The organism is Kineococcus mangrovi, from assembly GCF_041320705.1.
Classification (GTDB): Bacteria; Actinomycetota; Actinomycetes; order Actinomycetales; family Kineococcaceae; genus Kineococcus; species Kineococcus mangrovi.
Window position 1 is genome coordinate 202324 of sequence record NZ_JBGGTQ010000004.1, and the last position, 17784, is coordinate 220107.

Annotated in this window: 13 protein-coding genes; 10 read left to right on the plus strand and 3 right to left on the minus strand. The window is 71.7% G+C overall.

Annotated features, from left to right (window positions below; translation table 11 throughout):
- Position 1 precedes the first annotated feature (1 nt).
- From AB2L28_RS09820 to hemB, 5 genes are read left to right on the plus strand one after another with little or no spacing between them, the layout of a single operon-like run.
- Entirely contained in the window at positions 2-706 is a 705-nt protein-coding gene (locus tag AB2L28_RS09820; RefSeq protein ID WP_370718577.1) for a redox-sensing transcriptional repressor Rex, read from the plus strand.
- A complete protein-coding gene (locus AB2L28_RS09825; RefSeq protein ID WP_442490334.1) occupies positions 707-2047 on the plus strand; it encodes a glutamyl-tRNA reductase in 1341 nt (446 codons plus the stop codon).
- Positions 2044-3087 (plus strand): hydroxymethylbilane synthase, encoded by a 1044-nt coding sequence (gene hemC / locus AB2L28_RS09830; RefSeq protein ID WP_370718578.1) that lies wholly within the window; start codon positions 2044-2046, stop codon positions 3085-3087. Before AB2L28_RS09825 ends, hemC begins: the two co-directional genes overlap by 4 nt.
- A gap of 5 nt (positions 3088-3092) precedes the next feature.
- Entirely contained in the window at positions 3093-4886 is a 1794-nt protein-coding gene (locus AB2L28_RS09835) for a bifunctional uroporphyrinogen-III C-methyltransferase/uroporphyrinogen-III synthase (protein WP_370718838.1), read from the plus strand.
- Between the two features lie 35 nt (positions 4887-4921).
- Positions 4922-5902: a porphobilinogen synthase gene (hemB, locus tag AB2L28_RS09840; RefSeq protein ID WP_370718579.1), complete on the plus strand. Its 981-nt coding sequence runs from the start codon at positions 4922-4924 to the stop codon at positions 5900-5902.
- 86 nt (positions 5903-5988) lie between these two features.
- Here the strand turns inward: hemB and AB2L28_RS09845 are convergent, their stop codons facing one another.
- Positions 5989-7740, minus strand: coding sequence for an ATP-binding protein (locus AB2L28_RS09845; RefSeq protein ID WP_370718580.1), 1752 nt, complete (start codon positions 7738-7740; stop codon positions 5989-5991).
- 118 nt (positions 7741-7858) lie between these two features.
- On the opposite strand from AB2L28_RS09845, the gene AB2L28_RS09850 reads away from it, so the two are divergent.
- The 5 genes from AB2L28_RS09850 to AB2L28_RS09870 all read left to right on the plus strand — a co-directional run bounded on the left by AB2L28_RS09850 (position 7859) and on the right by AB2L28_RS09870 (position 14885).
- Positions 7859-9826, plus strand: a complete 1968-nt coding sequence (locus AB2L28_RS09850; protein ID WP_370718581.1) for a type I restriction-modification system subunit M — start codon at positions 7859-7861, stop codon at positions 9824-9826.
- On the plus strand, positions 9823-11103 hold the full coding sequence (locus AB2L28_RS09855; RefSeq protein ID WP_370718582.1) for a restriction endonuclease subunit S: 1281 nt from the start codon (positions 9823-9825) through the stop codon (positions 11101-11103). Before AB2L28_RS09850 ends, AB2L28_RS09855 begins: the two co-directional genes overlap by 4 nt.
- Complete coding sequence (locus AB2L28_RS09860) at positions 11100-14243, plus strand: type I restriction endonuclease subunit R (RefSeq protein WP_370718583.1); 3144 nt, start codon at positions 11100-11102, stop codon at positions 14241-14243. The genes AB2L28_RS09855 and AB2L28_RS09860 overlap by 4 nt, the downstream gene beginning before the upstream one ends.
- A 127-nt stretch (positions 14244-14370) precedes the next feature.
- Positions 14371-14577 (plus strand): hypothetical protein, encoded by a 207-nt coding sequence (locus AB2L28_RS09865; RefSeq protein ID WP_370718584.1) that lies wholly within the window; start codon positions 14371-14373, stop codon positions 14575-14577.
- The gene (locus tag AB2L28_RS09870) at positions 14577-14885 is read left to right on the plus strand and encodes a hypothetical protein (protein ID WP_370718585.1); all 309 of its coding nucleotides are present in this window, start codon (positions 14577-14579) and stop codon (positions 14883-14885) included. Before AB2L28_RS09865 ends, AB2L28_RS09870 begins: the two co-directional genes overlap by 1 nt.
- Positions 14886-14924: 39 nt before the next feature.
- On the opposite strand, the gene AB2L28_RS09875 is transcribed toward AB2L28_RS09870, so the two are convergent.
- Positions 14925-17336, minus strand: a complete 2412-nt coding sequence (locus AB2L28_RS09875) for a helicase-associated domain-containing protein (RefSeq protein ID WP_370718586.1) — start codon at positions 17334-17336, stop codon at positions 14925-14927.
- Positions 17252-17728, minus strand: a complete 477-nt coding sequence (locus AB2L28_RS09880; protein WP_370718587.1) for a metallophosphoesterase family protein — start codon at positions 17726-17728, stop codon at positions 17252-17254. The genes AB2L28_RS09875 and AB2L28_RS09880 overlap by 85 nt, the downstream gene beginning before the upstream one ends.
- Positions 17729-17784 lie beyond the last annotated feature (56 nt).

The following is a 17784-nucleotide window of genomic DNA, read 5'->3' on the forward strand; positions in this document are numbered from 1 at the left end:
TGTGGACGAGGACGACGTGGGGACGGTCGACGTCCCCGAAGCGACCGTGGCGCGGCTGCCCCAGTACCTGCGGGCCCTGTCCGTCCTGGCCGAGGCCGGCCTGCGGACGGTGTCCTCCGAGGCGCTCGCCGAAGCCGTCGGCGTCGGCTCGGCCAAGCTCCGCAAGGACCTGTCCCACCTCGGCAGCTACGGCACCCGCGGTGTCGGGTACGACGTCACCGAGCTGCACCGGCAGATCGCCGACCACCTCGGGCAGACGACCCCCTGGAACGTCGTCATCGTGGGCATCGGGAACCTCGGGCACGCCCTGGCCGGTTACGGCGGCTTCGCGAGCCGCGGGTTCCGCGTCGTCGGACTCTTCGACGACGGCGCGCACGTCGTCGGTGAGGTCGTGGGCGGCATCCGCGTCCGGCCCCTGGCCCAGCTGCCCGAGGTCGTGCGCCCCGGCGGGACGATGGGCGTCCTGGCCGTCCCCGGTGAGCACGCCCAGGCGGTCTGCGACAGGCTCGTGGCCGCCGGGGTGCGCAGCGTCCTGAACTTCGCCCCGACCGTGCTGCGCGTGCCCGCCGGCGTCGACGTGCGCAAGGTCGACCTCGCCTCGGAGCTGCAGATCCTCGCCTTCCACGCCCAGCGGCGCGCCGCCCGCGTGCCGTCCCTCGTCCCCGTGGCAGCTCCCGTGACCGAACGTGTCGGAGAGGTGGTCTGAGTGGCCCTCATGGTCGTGGGTCTGTCCCACCGGACGGCGTCCCTGGGCGTGCTCGAGCGCGCCAGCTTCGACGCGGCCGCCGCCGGTGAGGTCGTGGCCTCGCTGACGGCCTCCCCGCACGTCGACGAGGTCTTCGTCCTGTCGACCTGCAACCGCGTCGAGATCTACTGCGACGTCACCCGCTTCCACGGCGGGGTCGCCGACGTCGGCGACGCGCTGTGCCGGCGCATCGGCCTGGGGGTCGACGAGCTCGGTGAGCAGCTCTACGTCCACTACGAGGACGCCGGGGTCGAGCACCTCTTCCGCGTCGCCTGCGGGCTGGACTCGATGGCCGTGGGGGAGAGCCAGATCCTCGGCCAGCTCCGCCTCGCGCTGCGCGACCTGCACGACCGGGGCCTGGCCGGCGGGACGCTGGACGGCCTGCTGCAGAACGCGTTGCGCGTGGGCAAGCGTGCCCACTCCGAGACCCGGCTGGACGCCGCGGGCGCCTCCCTCGTCGACGCCGCGGCGACCCGCGCCGCCGCCGTCCTCGGTGGTGAGCTCGCGGGCCGGCGCGCCCTGGTCGTCGGTGCCGGTGCCATGAGCGCCCTCGTCGCGACGACGTTCGCCCGCGCCGGGCTCGACGTCGTCGTCGCCAACCGCACCCCGGACCGCGCCCAGCGCCTGGCCGCGGCCATCGGCGGCCGGGCCGTGGGCCTGGACGACCTGCGGGCCGAGGTGGCCGCTGCCGACCTCGTCGCCAGCTGCACGGGGGCCGTCGGGCACGTCCTGGACGTGGCCACCGTCGCCTCCGCGCTGCTGGACCGCCCGGAGCGGCCGCTGTTCGTCGCCGACCTCGCCCTGCCGCGCGACGTCGCCCCCGACGTGGCGACGCTGCGCGGGGTGCACCTGGCCGACCTCGAGGCCCTGGGCGCCGACCTCGCCAGCACCGCGGTCGCCGACGACCTCCGCTCCGTGCGCGCCATCGTCGCCGAGGAGGTCGCCGCGCACGCGGCCTCGCTGCGGGCGGCCGACGTCGCCCCCACGGTCGTGGCGCTGCGCGCCCAGGCCCGGCACGTCGTCGACGCCGAGATGCGCCGGCTCACCAGCCGCGTCGACCTCGACGACGCGGCCCGCGCCGAGGTCGACCGCACGGTCCACCGCATCGTCGAGAAGCTCCTGCACACCCCGACGGTGCGGGTGAAGCAGCTCGCCGAGGCGCCCGGCGGGGTCGGGTACGCCGCGGCCCTGCGCGCCCTGTTCGACCTCGAGGTCGGGCCCGACCGCTCGCGCGGCGCGGCCCTACCCGGCGACGCGCCGCTGTCCGGGACCGTCGCCGACGCCGTGGGGCGCGTGTCGTGACGCGTGCGCTCCGGCTCGGCACCCGCCGCAGCGCCCTGGCCACCACCCAGAGCTCGTGGGTCGCCGACGCGCTGCGCCGCAACGGGTCCGAGGTCGACCTCGTCGAGGTGACGACCCACGGCGACGTCAACCACGCGCCCCTGGCCCAGATCGGCGGCACGGGCGTCTTCGTCTCCGCCCTGCGCGACGCGCTGCTCGCCGGCGAGGTCGACCTCGCCGTGCACTCCCTCAAGGACCTGCCCACGGCCCCCGCCGGCGGGCTCGCCCTGGCCGCCGTCCCCGAGCGGGAGGACGCGCGGGACGCCCTCGTGGCCTCCGCCGGCCGGACGCTGGCGCAGCTGCCCGCCGGGGCCCGCGTCGGCACCGGCTCGCCGCGCCGCCAGGCGCTGCTCACGGCGCTGCGACCGGACCTGCGGGTCGTCGCGATCCGCGGCAACATCGACACCCGCCTGGGCTTCGTCGCCTCCGGCGAGCTCGACGCGGTCGTCCTCGCCGCGGCCGGTCTGGCGCGCATCGGCCGCGCGGACGAGGTCACCGAGTTCTTCGCCCCCGGCACGTTCGTCCCGGCGCCCGGCCAGGGCGCGCTCGCCGTGGAGTGCCGGGCCCACGACGACGAGGTGCGCGCGGTGCTCGCCCGGATCGACGTCCCCGCCGTCCGCCGCGCCGTCGCCGCCGAGCGCCAGGTGCTCGCCTCGCTGGAGGCCGGCTGCTCCGCACCGGTCGGGGCCTACGCCGACGGTGACGTGCTGCACGTCGCCGTCCAGGACGCCGCCGGCGCCCTCGTGCGCCGCACCCGGTCGTTCGCGACTGTCGCCGACGAGCCCTCGGCGCGTACGTTGGGGGCCGACGTCGCCCGCGACCTGCTGACCCACGAGCTCCCGGGGTCCTCGGACAGCGGTCGTCGTCCCGAGAGCCCCCCCGCGTCCAGACCCGGTGCGCCCGCCGCAGCCCGCAGCGACGGACCGCAGGTCTCGTCGGAGAACCACCCCCAGGACCGTCCGGACGACGGTCCACGTCCCGATCCGGAGAGTGGCTCGTGAGCACGATGACGAACAGCCCCCGCGTCGCCGACCCGGAGCAGGTGCCGGTCGACGCGGTGGCGGCGGCCCCCGAGGTGAGCGTCCTGCCCGACGTGGTCGACGCGAAGAAGAGCCGCGACGAGGTGCCCGCCCAGCCCCGCTCGAAGAGGACGCCGTCGAAGGGGTCGGTCCGCAAGGACAAGGTCGGCGACAAGGACCGCGCCACCAAGGCCGAGAAGGAGCTCGGGCACGTCTCCTTCGTCGGGGCCGGCCCCGGCGACCCCGGGCTGCTCACCGTGCGCGCCGTGGACCTGCTGCGCACCGCCGACGTGGTCGTCCTCGACCAGGACAGCCGCGAGGACCTCGTGGCCCGCTTCGGCCGCACCGGCGTCGAGGTGCTCGACGCCGGGTTCGGCGACGACGGCCAGCCCCTGACCCGCGCCGCGCGCGCCAAGCTCGTCGTGCGGGCGGCCAAGGCCGGTGGCCGCGTCGTGCGCCTCATGGACGGCGACCCCTCGACGTTCACGGGCCTCGTCGACGAGGTGGCGGCCTGCCGCAAGTCCGGGATCGGCTTCGACGTCGTTCCCGGCGTCTCGGCCGTCAACGCCGTGCCCGCCTACGCCGGCGTCCCCATGACCACGACGTCGACCTCGAGCGTCAACGTCGTGCACCCGGCCGGTCGCACCCTGGACTGGTCCCGGCACGCCGACGCCGACGCCACCGTCGTCGTCCTCGGCACCGGGGACGACATCGCCGCCGCCGCCCGCGGCCTGCTCGCCGCCGGCCGGTCCCCGGCCACGCCCGTCGCGCTCACCTCGCACGGCACGACGACCACTCAGACGACGACGACCGCGACCCTCGGCACGCTCGAGGCGGCCGCGACCGTCCTCGACGGCTCACCCACGACGGCCGTCCTCGGCGAGGTCGTCGCCCTGCGCGAGCAGGGCAGCTGGTACGAGACGAAGCCGCTGTTCGGCTGGCGCGTCCTCGTCCCGCGGACCAAGGAGCAGGCCGGCGCCATCACGACCCGCCTGTCCGACCACGGCGCCACCGCCGAGGTCGTGCCCACCATCTCCGTCGAGCCGCCGCGCACGCCGCAGCAGATGGAGAAGGCCGTCAAGGGCCTGGTCACCGGCCGGTACGAGTGGATCGGGTTCACCTCCGTCAACGCCGTCCGCGCCGTGCGGGAGAAGTTCACCGAGTACGGCCTCGACGCCCGCGCGTTCTCCGGCCTCAAGGTCGCCGCCGTCGGCGGGGTCACCGCGGAAGCGTTGCGCGAGTGGGGGATCGAACCCGACCTGTTGCCCGAGACCGAGCAGTCGGCCGCCGGGTTGCTCGAGGCGTGGCCCCCCTACGACGAGGTCCTGGATCCCATCGACCGGGTGTTCCTGCCGCGCGCCGACATCGCCACCGACACCCTCGTGGCGGGGCTGCAGGAGAACGGCTGGGAGGTCGACGACGTCACGGCCTACCGGACCGTGCGCGCCGCGCCGCCCGCCGCGCCCGTGCGCGACGCCATCAAGACGGGCGCGTTCGACGCGGTCGTCTTCACGTCGAGCTCGACGGTGCGCAACCTCGTCGGGATCGCGGGCAAGCCGCACCCCTCGACGGTCGTCGCGTGCATCGGCCCGGCCACGGCCAAGACGGCCGAGGAGCACGGCCTGCGGGTCGACGTCCTCGCCGCCGAGCCGAGCGCCGGTGCCCTCGTCGAGGCGCTCGCGGCCTACGGCCAGGGCCTGCGGGCCGGTGCGCTGGAGGCGGGGGAGCCCGTCCTGCGGCCCAGCCAGAAGAAGTCGTCCGCGCGCCGCCGCGCGCGCTGAGGTCGGCGCGCTGCGCGCGCTGGAGAGGTCCCACCGTGGTGCAGCTGCCCGTCCGTCCCCGCCGCCTGCGTTCCACCCCGGCGATGCGCCGGCTGGTGACCGACGTGCACCTGCACCCGGGGGACCTCGTCCTGCCCGTCTTCGTGCGGGAGGGCATCACGCAGGACCAGCCCGTCCGCACGCTGCCGGGCGTCGTGCAGCACACCCGCGCCTCGCTCGCGGCCACGGCGAAGGAGGCCGCGGCGGCCGGGCTCGGCGGGATCATGCTGTTCGGCGTGCCCGAGCGGCTCGACGCGACCGGGTCCGGTGCCGACGACCCCGACGGGATCCTCAACGTCGCGCTGCGGGACGTGCGGGACGCGGTGGGCGACGACCTCGTCGTCATGGCCGACCTGTGCCTGGACGAGTTCACCGACCACGGCCACTGCGGCGTCCTCGACGACCGCGGTCGCGTCGACAACGACGCCACCCTGGAGCGGTACGCCTCGATGGCGCTGGCCCAGGCGGCCGCGGGGGCGCACGTGCTGGGGCCCAGCGGGATGATGGACGGCCAGATCGGCGTGCTGCGCGGCGTCCTGGACTCCGGCGGGTACGACGACGTCGCCCTGTTCGCCTACGCGGTGAAGTACGCGAGCGGGTTCTACGGCCCGTTCCGCGAGGCCGTGAACTCCCAGCTCAAGGGCGACCGCCGCACCTACCAGCAGGACCCGGCCGCGAACGTGTCCGAGGCGCTGCGCGAGGTGCGGCTCGACCTCGACGAGGGCGCCGACATGGTGATGGTCAAACCCGGTCTGCCCTACCTCGACGTGCTGCGCGCGGTCGCGGACGTGGCGGACGTGCCCGTCGCGAGCTACCAGGTGTCGGGGGAGTACGCGATGGTCGAGTTCGCCGCGCAGGCGGGCGCGATCGACCGCGAGCGGGTGGCGTTGGAGTCGCTGCTGGCGCTGCGGCGGGGTGGGGCGCAGATCGTGCTGAGCTACTGGGCGCTGGAGGCGGCGCGGGAGTGGCTGGGCTGATCGTCCTGACGGTTCGCTCGGAGGGGTGAGATTAGACCCTCATCCTCACGAAGATCCCCTTCATCCTAAATATGGGATGAGAAGTTTCATATCGAGGATGATGAGTTGGTGACTGTGCTGGTGAGGCGGTAGCGGGTGTTCCGGCTTCGTGGCGGAGAAGACGTCTCGATGAGTCCATCCCTCTTGAGGAGACGCAACCAGTGCTCGACGGTCTTGGTGCCCAGACCCAGCTCCTCGACCACCTCGGCCTTGCTGAGCTCCCGGCGGAGCTGCAGGAGCTCCACGATCTGCCGGCCGCGATCGGGGTGCGGGCGTCGTCCGCCTGGGCCGCTCGTCCGGGCGAGCTGCGACAGGGCGTAGGAACTCCCCCGGCGGGTGCCGTGCTGCTCGACCAGCTCTCGTGCGACGAGGTCCTGGAGTTCGTACGTCGCGGTACGGCTGTCGGTCACGCCGGTCAGTCGCCGGTAGGTGCTGTTGTCCAGGCGGTCTCCCCGTCGCATCGCGGCGAGAGCGAGTCGTTGGGTGTCACGGAGGCGGTCAGTGGTCAACCGCCCCAGCCAGCGGATGGTGTCGTCGTCGAGCAGCGTGTGGTTGGGGAACTTGACGCTGAAGGTGGTCACCCCGTCCGTGAAGGACGGCAGTCCCATGCCCGCTCGACGGAGAGCCGCGACCATCGTCCGCACCCCGGAGCCCCGGTTCTCGCAGACGACACCGCCGTGGGGCAGCGGGACGTCCTCGAGGATGCGCAGCAGGCGTGCGTTGCGGGCCGACGAGCGGCCGTCGTCGCCGAGGTGCGCGATGTCCACCGCACCGAACAGGCCACCCGGGTTCTTGATGACGAGGCGGTCGGGGTACATCTCCACCTGCACCTGGGTACCGCGGGATCCAGAGCTGAGGTCGCGGTGGACGAGGGCGTTGACGATCACCTCGCGCAGGGCTGTCTCCGGGAAGTCGGGGACGTCGACCCGTCCTGCTCCCTGCACCACAGCTCGGCGGGCCGAGTTGCGCTGGACGGCGGTGAGCACCGCCAAGACCATCTCGGGGATCGAGCCGTCGGCCGCCACGTTGTCCAGGAACCGGACCCCGCCGGAGTCGTCCGCTCCGGCCGGTGTGGGGTAGCTGACGAAGGTCGTGTTGACCTGCGGCAGGAACTGCTGCGGGTACCTCCCCAGGGCCAGGAGACCGGCGATGGTCGGGCGGGGCGTCCCGTCGGCCTCGACCGCGAGAACCCCCGTCATGGTCAGCACCGTGTGGTCGTCCACGCCCGTGAAGGCTCGTGCGCTCCGCGCTCGAACCCGGCGGAGGTAGGCCGCGACCACGTCCTCATCGAGGTCGGTGACCGCTGCGCCGGGCACGACCTCCGTGTCGAACGTGGGTTGACCACGTTCGGCCACGAGTTGCTGCACTTCCTCGGCGGTCAGTCGGCGGTCGCTCTCCCCGACACGCAGGTAGCAGCCGCGCACCATTCCCTGCGCGGAGACGTAGCACGGCTTCTCGCTGCGGGGGAGCTCCTCGACGTCGACGATCACCACCGAGCGTCCGGCGTCGGTCTCGATGCTCACGGTCGGGCGCAGCGGAGGCGTGAAGCGGTCGGCGCACCAGGAGACGACATCGGCTTGCGTCTTGGCGGCATCGGCCACCCCCACGACGTCGAACGACTGGTTCTCCACGATGCCGAGCAGCAGCGTCCCGCCCCCGGGGGTGTTGGCGAAGGAGCAGAGCGTCTCGAGGGCGTCCTTGGGGACGGCGTCGCGAGCGGCTTTGGCCTCGAGGGCGCCTGACTCCGCTCGGTGCTCACGGAGGTCCGCCAGGAGCGTCGGCAGACGTGCATCGACCACGGATCGAGTCCTCATCCTCAGAGCCAGTGCCTTCATCCCAATCATAGGATGAGGACGATGCTGAGGTCACGGGCCTGGCTACCGTGTGTGACAGCAACTCGACGATGGGGGCGCAGCAGTGACGCAGGTCGAAGGCTTCGGGGACAAGGTCGGCTTCATCTGGTCGATCGCCGACCTGCTTCGTGGGGACTACCGGCCCCACGAGTACGGGCAGGTCATCCTGCCGTTGACGGTGCTGCGCCGCCTCGACTGCGCTCTCGCCCCGACGAAGACGAAGGTCCTCGAACGTGACGCCGCGCTCACGGTGCAGAACAAGGACCGCATCCTCAAGGGGGCGGCGAAGCAGCCGTTCTACAACACGAGCCCTCTGGACTTCACCCGTCTCCTCGACGACCACGAGAACCTCGCTGCAAACCTCCTGCAGTACGCCTCGGCGTTCTCGGCGGGCACGGCCGAGGTGCTGGAGAAGTACAACTTCGCCAACCACGTGGAGCGCCTCGACGCGGCGGGGCTCCTGTACCAGGTGGTGAGCCGGTTCCACGACGTGGACCTCGGGCCGGACGCGGTGCCGAACGAGGCGATGGGCTACATCTTCGAGGAACTGCTGCGGCGGTTCAACGAGATGAGCAACGAGACCGCGGGTGAGCACTTCACCCCGCGCGAGGTCATCAAGCTCATGGTCAACATCCTCTTCTCCGAGGACGACGAGGCGCTGCGGGGCAGCGCTCCGGTCCGGTCGATGTTCGACCCCGCGTGCGGCACGGGCGGCATGCTCATCGGCGGGCAGGAGCACCTGCACGACCTGAACGAGAACGCCACCCTGGAGATCTTCGGGCAGGAGCTCAACGGCGAGACGTGGGCCATGGCCCGTTCGGACCTGATGATCAAGCAGCAGGAACCGGAGAGCATCCAGCTGGGCAACAGCCTGTCCGCGGACGCGTTCGGAGGCCGCACGTTCGACTACCTGCTGGCCAACCCGCCGTTCGGGGTCGACTGGAAGCGGATCCAGAAGACCATCACGGACGAGCAGGCCAACCTGGGGATGGCCGGCCGCTTCGGGGTGGGCCTGCCGCGGGTCTCCGACGGCAGCCTGCTGTTCCTGCAGCACATGATCTCGAAGATGAAGCCCGTGGAGAAGGGCGGGAGCCGGCTGGCGATCGTCTTCTCCGGATCCCCCCTGTTCTCCGGCGGCGCCGGGTCGGGGGAGTCGGAGATCCGCAAGTGGATCATCGAGAACGACTGGCTGGAGGCCGTCGTCGGCCTGCCGGACCAGTTGTTCTACAACACCGGGATCTCGACGTACTTCTGGGTCCTGACGAACCGCAAGGCGCCCGAACGCAAGGGCAAGGTCCTGCTGCTGGACGCGCGCGAGTCGTGGACGAAGATGCGCAAGTCCTTGGGCGACAAGCGCAAGTACGTCAGCGACGAGCAGATCGCCGACGTGACCCGGCTCTACCACGACGCGCTGGCGGGCGACCTGAGCGACGAGCGGGTGCGGGTGTTCGCCAACGAGGACTTCGGGTACCAGCGCATCACGGTCGAGCGTCCCCTGCGACGGAGGTGGGACGTGACCGAGGAGGCCGTCGCCGCCGTCGAGATCGCCAAGCCGTTCCTCAAGGCGGACATCGACCACGACGCGATCCGCGGGGTGCTGCGGGGGCTGGTCGGGACCTCCGAGACGACCGAAGCCGGCTTGTGGAAGGTGTTCTGGAGGGAGGCCTCCGCGGCGGGGTTGCCGACCCTCGCGGCGCCGGTGCGCAAGGCGATCCTCGCGGCGTGCGCCGTCCCGGACCCGGAGGCCGAGCCGCAGCTGGACGGCAAGAAGCAGGTGCTGCCCGACCCTGACCTGCGGGACAACGAGAACGTGCCGTTGACCGAGGAGATCGGCGAGTACGTGGCGCGGGAGGTGCTGTCGCACGTGCCGGACGCCTGGGTGGACGAGAGCAAGACGCGGGTGGGATACGAGATCCCGTTCACGCGGTTCTTCTACGAGTACGTGCCGCCACGTCCGCTGGAGGAGATCGACGCGGAAATCCTTCAAGTGGAGGTCGAGATCCAGCGGCTGCTGACGGGGGTGGCGCGATGAAGACGCAGCCGCTGCGCCTTGCTGCTGAAGTGACTCTTGGGCGAATGCGTAACCCGTCCAGTGAAACAGGCCCGAATCAGACTCCTTACCTTCGAGCTGCGAATGTGCGGGACGGCGAACTCGTTCTCAAAGACATCAAGATGATGCACTTCGACCAAGCGGAGCAGGTCCGGTACTCGCTCCGGTCAGGAGACGTCCTAGTTACGGAGGCGTCGGGTAGTCGAGCTCAAGTCGGGCAGACCGCGATGTGGGACGCATCCGTTCCCGGTGTCGCGTTCCAGAACACGCTTGTGCGGCTGCGGGCGAGACCAGGTACACATCCGCGTTTCCTGTACTGGTGGTCGCGTCATGCGCATGGATCGGGACTATACGGTGCTACAGCCCAGGGCTTGGCGATCTGGCATCTGAGTTCTGAGCGCGTCAGGCCGTTGCCTTTTCCGTGTTTGTCGATATTTCAGCAAGGCCGTACTGCTGACTTCCTCGACGTCCAGGTTGGCCTTGTCGATCAGGCAATCCGAATGCGACACAAGCAGCGTATTAAAATTGCACAGCGTAGCGACACGCGAGTGTCCTGGCTATTGACGAACCCGCGCTTGCCGGGGGGCGGCTCGCGGGCAAACTATCCGTGGCTGAGGGATGACGGCGCCAGTTTCATGAAGCTCGCATGGGTTGCTGACCTTCAGTCAGGTCTGACTATTGATGCCCAACGTGCAGGTTCCGTCGAATACCCGTACCTTTCGGTGGCCAATGTGCAAAGCGACCGACTGGACCTCTCGGTAGTCAAAACCGTCAAGCTCGATCCGCGGGTCGCCGCAAGATTCATGCTCAGGTCGGGGGACGTCCTGGTGACCGAAGGAGGCGACCTCGACAAGCTGGGGCGGGGGACGGTGTGGCGAGGAGAGATCGATCCGTGCCTACACCAGAACCACGTCTTCGCTCTGCGCCCTCACCCTGACCGGCTCCTCCCCGAGTACCTGGCTGCACTGACGCGAACTCACCACGCGCGACGGTACTTCGAGATCACGGGCAGTCGAAGCACCAACCTGGCGTCCACGAACAGCAGCAAAGTCCTCGGTTTTCGCTTCCCGCTCCCTGACGTCGCCAGACAGCGACAGATCCTCGATGAGCTGCAACTAGCGGAACAGGACGACGCCGCGCTCGACGCGGCACTCGAACGGCAGATCGCCTTGCTCCAGGAACGCAAGCAAGCCCTCATCACCGCCGCCGTCACCGGCCAGTTCGACGTCACCACTGCCCGAAAGGTCTCGACGACATGAGCGTCCACTCCGAGGCCGCGTTCGAAGCCACCATCGAGGCCCACCTCCTCGCCCACGACTGGCACCGAGGTGACCCGAGCGCATACCGTCGCGGCCTCGGCCTGGACACGGGGGAGCTGTTCACCTTCATCGGCGCTACCCAGGCCGCGAAGTGGGCGAAGGTCGTCGCGCAGTACGCCGACGTCGACACGGCGCAGAAGCAGTTCGCGCAGTGGGTGGCGAGCGAACTCAGCACCCGCGGCGTCATCGACGTCCTCCGCCACGGGGTGAAGAACAAGGGGCAGCTGATCAAGATCGCCCAGTTCAAGCCCGCTCACGGCATCACCGCGAGCCTGCAGCAGGCCTACGCCGCCAACCGCCTCACGGTGACGCGCCAGGTCCACCACTCCGAGTCGCACCCGCACGACTCCCTCGACCTGCTGCTCTCCCTCAACGGCGTCCCCGTCGCGACGGCCGAGCTGAAGAACCCGTTGACCGGTCAGGGCGTGGAGCAGGCGAAGAAGCAGTACCGGGAGCAGCGGTACCCGACCGACCTCATCTTCGCTAAGCGGACGGTCGTGCACTTCGCCGTCGACCCCGACCTCGTCTTCCTCTCCACGACCGTCGGTCCGCAGGCGTACTTCCTACCCTTCAACCAGGGCTCGAACGGTCCGGGCCGGCACGGGGGACAGGGCAACCCGTCCTCCACCACCGGCTACCGCACCCGCTACCTGTGGGAGCAGGTCTGGCAGCGCGACGCCTGGCTGGACCTCCTGCACCGCTTCGTCCACGTCGAGCACGAACCCGGCACGAGCAAGAAGGCCGCGAAGACCACGACGATCTTCCCCCGCTACCACCAGTGGGACGTCGTGAAGAAGCTCGACGCCCACGCCTCCACCCACGGGCCGGGCCGGGCGTACCTGCTGCAGCACTCGGCGGGCTCGGGGAAGTCCAACAGCATCGCGTGGCTCGCCCACCGGCTCTCCACCCTGCACACCGCCACCGACGCGAGTTCGCTGCAGGGGGCGGCGAAGAACCTCGGGCCGGACACGAAGGTCTTCCACAAGGTCGTCGTCGTCACCGACCGGGTCGTCCTGGACCGGCAGCTGCAGGAGACCATCGCGCAGTTCGACCACACCCCCGGCGTCGTCGAACGCATCGACAAGAACTCCCAGCAGCTCGCGGACGCGCTCACCGGGTCCACGGCGCAGATCGTCATCACCACCCTGCAGAAGTTCCCCGTCGTCAAGAAGGCCGTCGGGGCGGTCGGCGGCGGCAAGCGGTACGCCGTCATCGTCGATGAGGCGCACTCCTCGCAGTCGGGGGAGGCCGCGAAGGGGCTGAAGTCCGTGCTCGGGACCGGCCCCGACGCGCTGGCCGCCGCCGAAGCGGCGGACGCGGCGGAGGAGCAGGCGAGCGACCCGGAGGACGCGCTGAGCGCGGACGTCGGTGACCTCCTCCTGGCCAGCGCACGTGACCGGGGCCGACAGGCCAACCTCTCGTTCTTCGCCTTCACCGCCACCCCGAAGCAGAAGACGCTGGAGCTGTTCGGCGAGAAGATCCCCGACCCGACCAGGGACAGTGGGTTCCGCCACGAGGCGTTCCACCTGTACTCGATGCGGCAGGCCGTCGACGAGGGGTTCATCCTCGACGTGCTCGCCAACTACGTCACCTACACGACGTACTACCGCCTCGCCAACGGTGCCCAGACCGTCGAGGGGTCCGCCGGGAGCGACCCTGAGGTCGACAAGCGCAAGGCCAGCCAGAAGCTCGCCCGGTTCGTGAGCCTGCACCCCTCCAACCTGGCCCAGAAGGCCGAGATCATCGTGGAGCACTTCCGCACGGTCACCGCGGGCAAAATCGGCGGTCGCGCCAAGGCGATGGTGGTCACCCGATCCCGCCTGCACGCCGTGCGCTACCACCAGGCGATCGAGAAGTACATCGCCGGCAAGGGGTACCAAGACGTCAAGGCCCTCGTCGCGTTCTCCGGGAAGGTCGAAGACCCCGACGTCCCCGGCGAGGAGTGGACCGAACCCCGGCTGAACCGCGACCGCGCCGGCAACCCCATCCCCGAGACGGAGACCGCGGCCCGCTTCAAGGGCGAGGACCCGTTCGACGAGTCCGACTACCAGGTGCTCATCGTCGCCGAGAAGTACCAGACCGGTTTCGATGAACCCCTGCTCCACACCATGTACGTCGACAAGAAGCTGGACGGGGTCAAGGCTGTCCAGACCCTGTCCCGGCTCAACCGGACGACACCTGGCAAGGAGGGGACCTTCGTCCTCGACTTCGCCAACGACGCCGAGGACCTCAAGGAGGCTTTCCGGCCGTTCTTCGAGACGACCTGGACCGAACCGACCGACCCGAACCTGCTCTACACGCTGCAGCAGCGCATCGAGAGCCACGCGATCGTCCACCCCGCCGACGTCAGCACCTTCGTCGCGGCCCTCCTCAAGGGCGAACTGAGCGGCAACGAAGTCCTGTACGCCACGACCGACGCCGCGCTCGAACGCTACCGGGCCATGCCGGAACCAGCGGACCAGGAGGACTTCCGCACCGCACTGCGCGACTTCGTCCGCATGTACGCCTTCCTCGGGCAGGTCATCACCTGGCACGAGGTGGACCTCGAGGAGCTCTTCTACTACGGCAGCGCCCTCCTCACGCGTCTGCCGAAGCTGGAGGGGGAGGACGGTGACGTCGACGTCAGCGACGCCGCCACCTTGACCCACCTGCGCACGCAGATCACCGGCGAACACGACGTGTCCCTCGCCGCCGGGGACGGAGAGGACGGCCTCCCCCCGGCCACGGGCGGCGGGGCGGGAGCCCAGAACGACCCGGAGAAGGTGCGGCTGTCCGAGATCATCGCCGCCCTGAACTCCAAGTTCGGGCTCGACCTCGGGGAGGCGGACACCCTCCTCGTCGAGCAGTACGTGGTGCAGAGCACTCTGGACCCGGAGATGCGTGCGGTGGCGATGGAGAACTCCGAGGAGAACTTCGGGTACCGCTTCGACAAGCGGGTCGACGACTTCGTCATCGACCGGCAGAACGCCAACGAGGCGCTGTTCACCAAGTACTTCGACGACCCGGCCTTCCAGACGGTGCTCGTGGAGTTCATGCGCAAGGAGGCCTACCGGCGCATCCGAGGTGGTGAGGCGGCGTGAACGCGCCCCGGATCCGCTACCAGGACGTCGTGCCCTACGACGTCCCGCCTTCCTCGACCTCCTGACCGGGCCCACCGGCGGCCACCTCGCACTGCCCCACTCCGTCCACTGGGGGCCGAGCCGCGTCGTGGACCTCGACGACCCTTCCGAGCTGGTCTGGGCCTACCAGGCCGTGGTGCGCGAGGGAACGGTGCGGCAGCAGCGCGAGCTCCTCGACGCCGCCACGCTGGTCCGCGTGTGGCGCGACCTGACCCTCCCCGTGCGCTGCCGGACCCTGTGGGAGGAAGCGTTCCCCGTGTTGGTGTGGACCGCCTCGGCGGACGTGGTCGGTTGATGGACCTGCTCGCGCACCAGCGGTACGTCACGCGCCTGCTGCTCGCAGCGACCGCCGGCAAGGGGTTCGTCCTGGCGGGGTCGGGTGCCATCCGCGAGCACGCGATGATCGACCGGCCCACCGAGGACGTGGACCTCTTCACCGATTCCCTGGACGCCGACGGGTTCGACCGTCGTCTGCTCGCCGAGCAGTCGCGTCTCGCAGTGACCCTCGCGCCGCGACGGGTCGAGCAGCACGGCACCGGTGAGGTGGAGCTGCCGGCCGTCCAGGACCGGCTCGGAGCGTGGGCTCGCGCGCTGCGCGGCTGACGCGCCGCCTGTCCGGCGGAGAAACCCTCCGGGCTCCGCTCACTCCAGCGGGGTCACCGTCACCACCATCGCCACGTCCGCGACGACGGGGTGACCACCGTCGTACAGCGCCCCGGCCCGCACCGTCGGCTCGCTCAGCACCACCGCGTCCTCGTAGAAACCCCCGAACAGCACGGTCAGGTGGACCGGGCTCCGGTGCACGACGGCGTGGGCGAGTTGGCGGACGTCGCCCTCGGGCAGGAGTTCGGCCCGCTTGCGCAGCGAGCGGGCGAGTTTCTCCACGGCGGGGTCGGGGGCCGGCGGAGCGCCGGCGCGCAGCCGCAGCGCGTGCGCGACCGGGTCGCGGTCCACGTCCTGCGCGCCCGCGACGTCCGGGGAGGCGTCCGGCCCGCCGGGAGCGGCGGGTTCGTCGAGGTGGGGCCGGGCCCGCGTCACCGCGTGGCCGACGGGTTCTCCGGCGAGGTTCTCCTCCCGCGGCAGGTACCCCGCCGCGCGCACGCCGGCGAGCACGTCGGCCGGCGCGGCGGCCGAGGCCAGCACGGTGGGGGCCAGCGCGACCAGGGCGAACCGGCGCAACCCGGAGTGGGTGCGGAGTTCGGCCAGCAGGGCTTCCTCACCGACCAGGACGGTGCCCGCGGGCCGGATCCCGACCTTGCCGTAGCGGCGGCCGACGTCGCGGGCGAGGTACTCCAGCGTCTGCGGCAGCGGTTTGTCGCTGAGTTCGCGCAGGCCGTCCAGGAGGTCCTCGACGGTGTGCCCGGCGTCGAGGGCGGCCCGGAAGGTGGCGTCGGTGAACCGCCAGGAGTTCGCCGCGCCGCGGGCCTCGCGCTCCGCGACGGTGTCCAGCACGTCGACGACGTGGGCGGCGGGGTCGCCGGCGACCAGGACGGTCAGGTCGGAGCCGAAGCTGGCGCGGGCGTTCACGGCGGGCAGGAGCAGGTCGGCGTCGCGGACCAGGGCGTCCCGGTCGTCCCCGACGAGGGCGTGGCCGGCGCCGCTGAGGGTGCCCACGGCCACGGCGCCGACGAGTTCGGCCTCGGCCAGCACGTCGGCGACGTCGTCGGCGTCGTGGGGTTCCAGAGCGCGAGGCCGGGCCCAGGCGAGGTGCGCAGAGAGGTCCCCGGCGGAGGTGACGCCCCGTCCGGCGGGCAGCCGGCCCAGGTGGCGCAGCAGTTCCCGGCGGATCTCGGCGGCCCGCGGCGCGGTCGTCCCCCCGCCGATCGCGGCGGGCCTGTCGTCCAGGTCGCGGTCGCGCACGACGAGGGTCGGCCAGTCCCACCAGGTGCGCAGCAGGTCGGCGTAGCGCTCGGCCGGCGGACGCCGCCGCCACTGCGGAGCGCGGTGGGAGGCGGTGATGGAGGTCTCACCCGCCCGGGCCAGCAGACCCAGCTGGTTCGCGGCGGTCAGGGCGAACCGCACGAGCCGGGCGTCGGTGGCCAGGGTCTTGGCGGTCCGGCCGATCTCCCGGGCCCCGATGGAGCCGTCCTTGCGGGTGGGCACGGGGGCGCGGGCGAGGAGCTCGACGACGGCCGAGACGGCGGTGAGGGTCTCGACCGCCGCGCCGGCCGCGGCGCGGTGGGCGGTCTCGGGGGCGACCGGGACGGTGGGCAGGTCGGGGCCGCGGACGGGGAGGGGCACGCGCACCGAGCCCTCCAGCAGGGCGAGGGCCACCTCCCGGGGCAGGACGCGGGCACCCTGGGAGAGGTCCCAGGCGAGCCCGTGCTCCAGCGCCCAGGCCACGGCGTCGGCCGTCGCCCTGCGGTCCGGTCGGAACTGCTCGTGGGGTCGCAGGACGGCCTCGGCCAGTTCCCGCAACGCGGCACCGGTGCGCGCGTCCGCGCGGGCGGTCAGCCGCCGGACCAGGTCGGGGTCGTTCAGGACGTTCCGCACCCGGTGGACGGCACCGGCGGGGTCGGTGGGCAACCCCCAGGCGCGCAACCGCCGCGCCAGGTCCGGCGCGTCGGTGCGTTCCAGCAGGTCGTCCAGGGGGATGCCGCCCAGCAGCGGGACCAGCACCCGCTGGGCGCCCGGGGTCGTGCGCAGCCCGTCGGGGTGCGCCGGGGTGGGGGCGGGCACCACGAGCCCGACCCGCAGCAGGTCCTCGACCCGGGCCCGCACCGCACCGGCGGGGTCGTCCACGGGACCGTCGGGGGCCAGCAGTGCGACCAGCCGGCCGAGCCGGGCGCCACGACCCAGGAACGAGAGAGCTTCCAGGACGACCGAGGTGGGGGCGTCGAGCCGGTCGACGGCCTCCGCCACGTACCCGGGGGCGGCCAGCCGCTGCGCGAGGTCGTCCAGGTCGGCCGGGGCTGCTCCGCGCAGCAGTTCCGGCCGGTCGGTCAGCAACCCGACCAGCGCCTCCTCGCTCAGGGAACGGAGGTGGTCGCGGACCAGGTCCTGCTCGTCCGGTCCGGTGGCGGCGACGTCGGGGAGGGGCTCGTGGGACGGCACGGCCAGAAACTACGCGACACCGGGAGCGCTCCTCCGTCGGCGGGCCGGGAGCCCCCGGCGACGACCGCCGTGCCCGGGCCGTCGCCGAGCTGGCTGCCGACGTGGTTCCCGGTGCAGTCGTCGACGTGGTCGTGGCCGCAGGACACGCCCTCGACGTCACCGTGCTCGGGGGCGGCGTGGAGGAGGCCGGGGTCGAACCGGGCGGTGTGCTCCCGCTCGTCGCGCTCGCCCACGGTGCCGTGCTCGACGACCGCCGCCGCGTGCGCCTCCTGCGTCGACCCGGTGGGGGAGCCGAACCGCAGGCGGCGGAACCCCCGCAGCGGGACGCGGAAGAACACGAACCCGGGTCGTTCGGCGTCGAGGACGCGCTCGATGAGCTGGACCGCGCGCACGTCCGTGCGAGGGCCGTGCTCGGGATCTCCAGGACGACCGGGGTGGGGCGTCGAGC

What these genes read in the sequence shown, in the direction of transcription:
- AB2L28_RS09835 (WP_370718838.1), top strand. Translation starts at nt 3,093, where the DNA reads ATGACGAACAGCCCCCGCGTCGCCGACCCGGAGCAGGTGCCGGTCGAC.
- AB2L28_RS09855 (WP_370718582.1), top strand. Translation starts at nt 9,823, where the DNA reads ATGAAGACGCAGCCGCTGCGCCTTGCTGCTGAAGTGACTCTTGGGCGA.
- AB2L28_RS09860 (WP_370718583.1), top strand. Translation starts at nt 11,100, where the DNA reads ATGAGCGTCCACTCCGAGGCCGCGTTCGAAGCCACCATCGAGGCCCAC.
- AB2L28_RS09870 (WP_370718585.1), top strand. Translation starts at nt 14,577, where the DNA reads ATGGACCTGCTCGCGCACCAGCGGTACGTCACGCGCCTGCTGCTCGCA.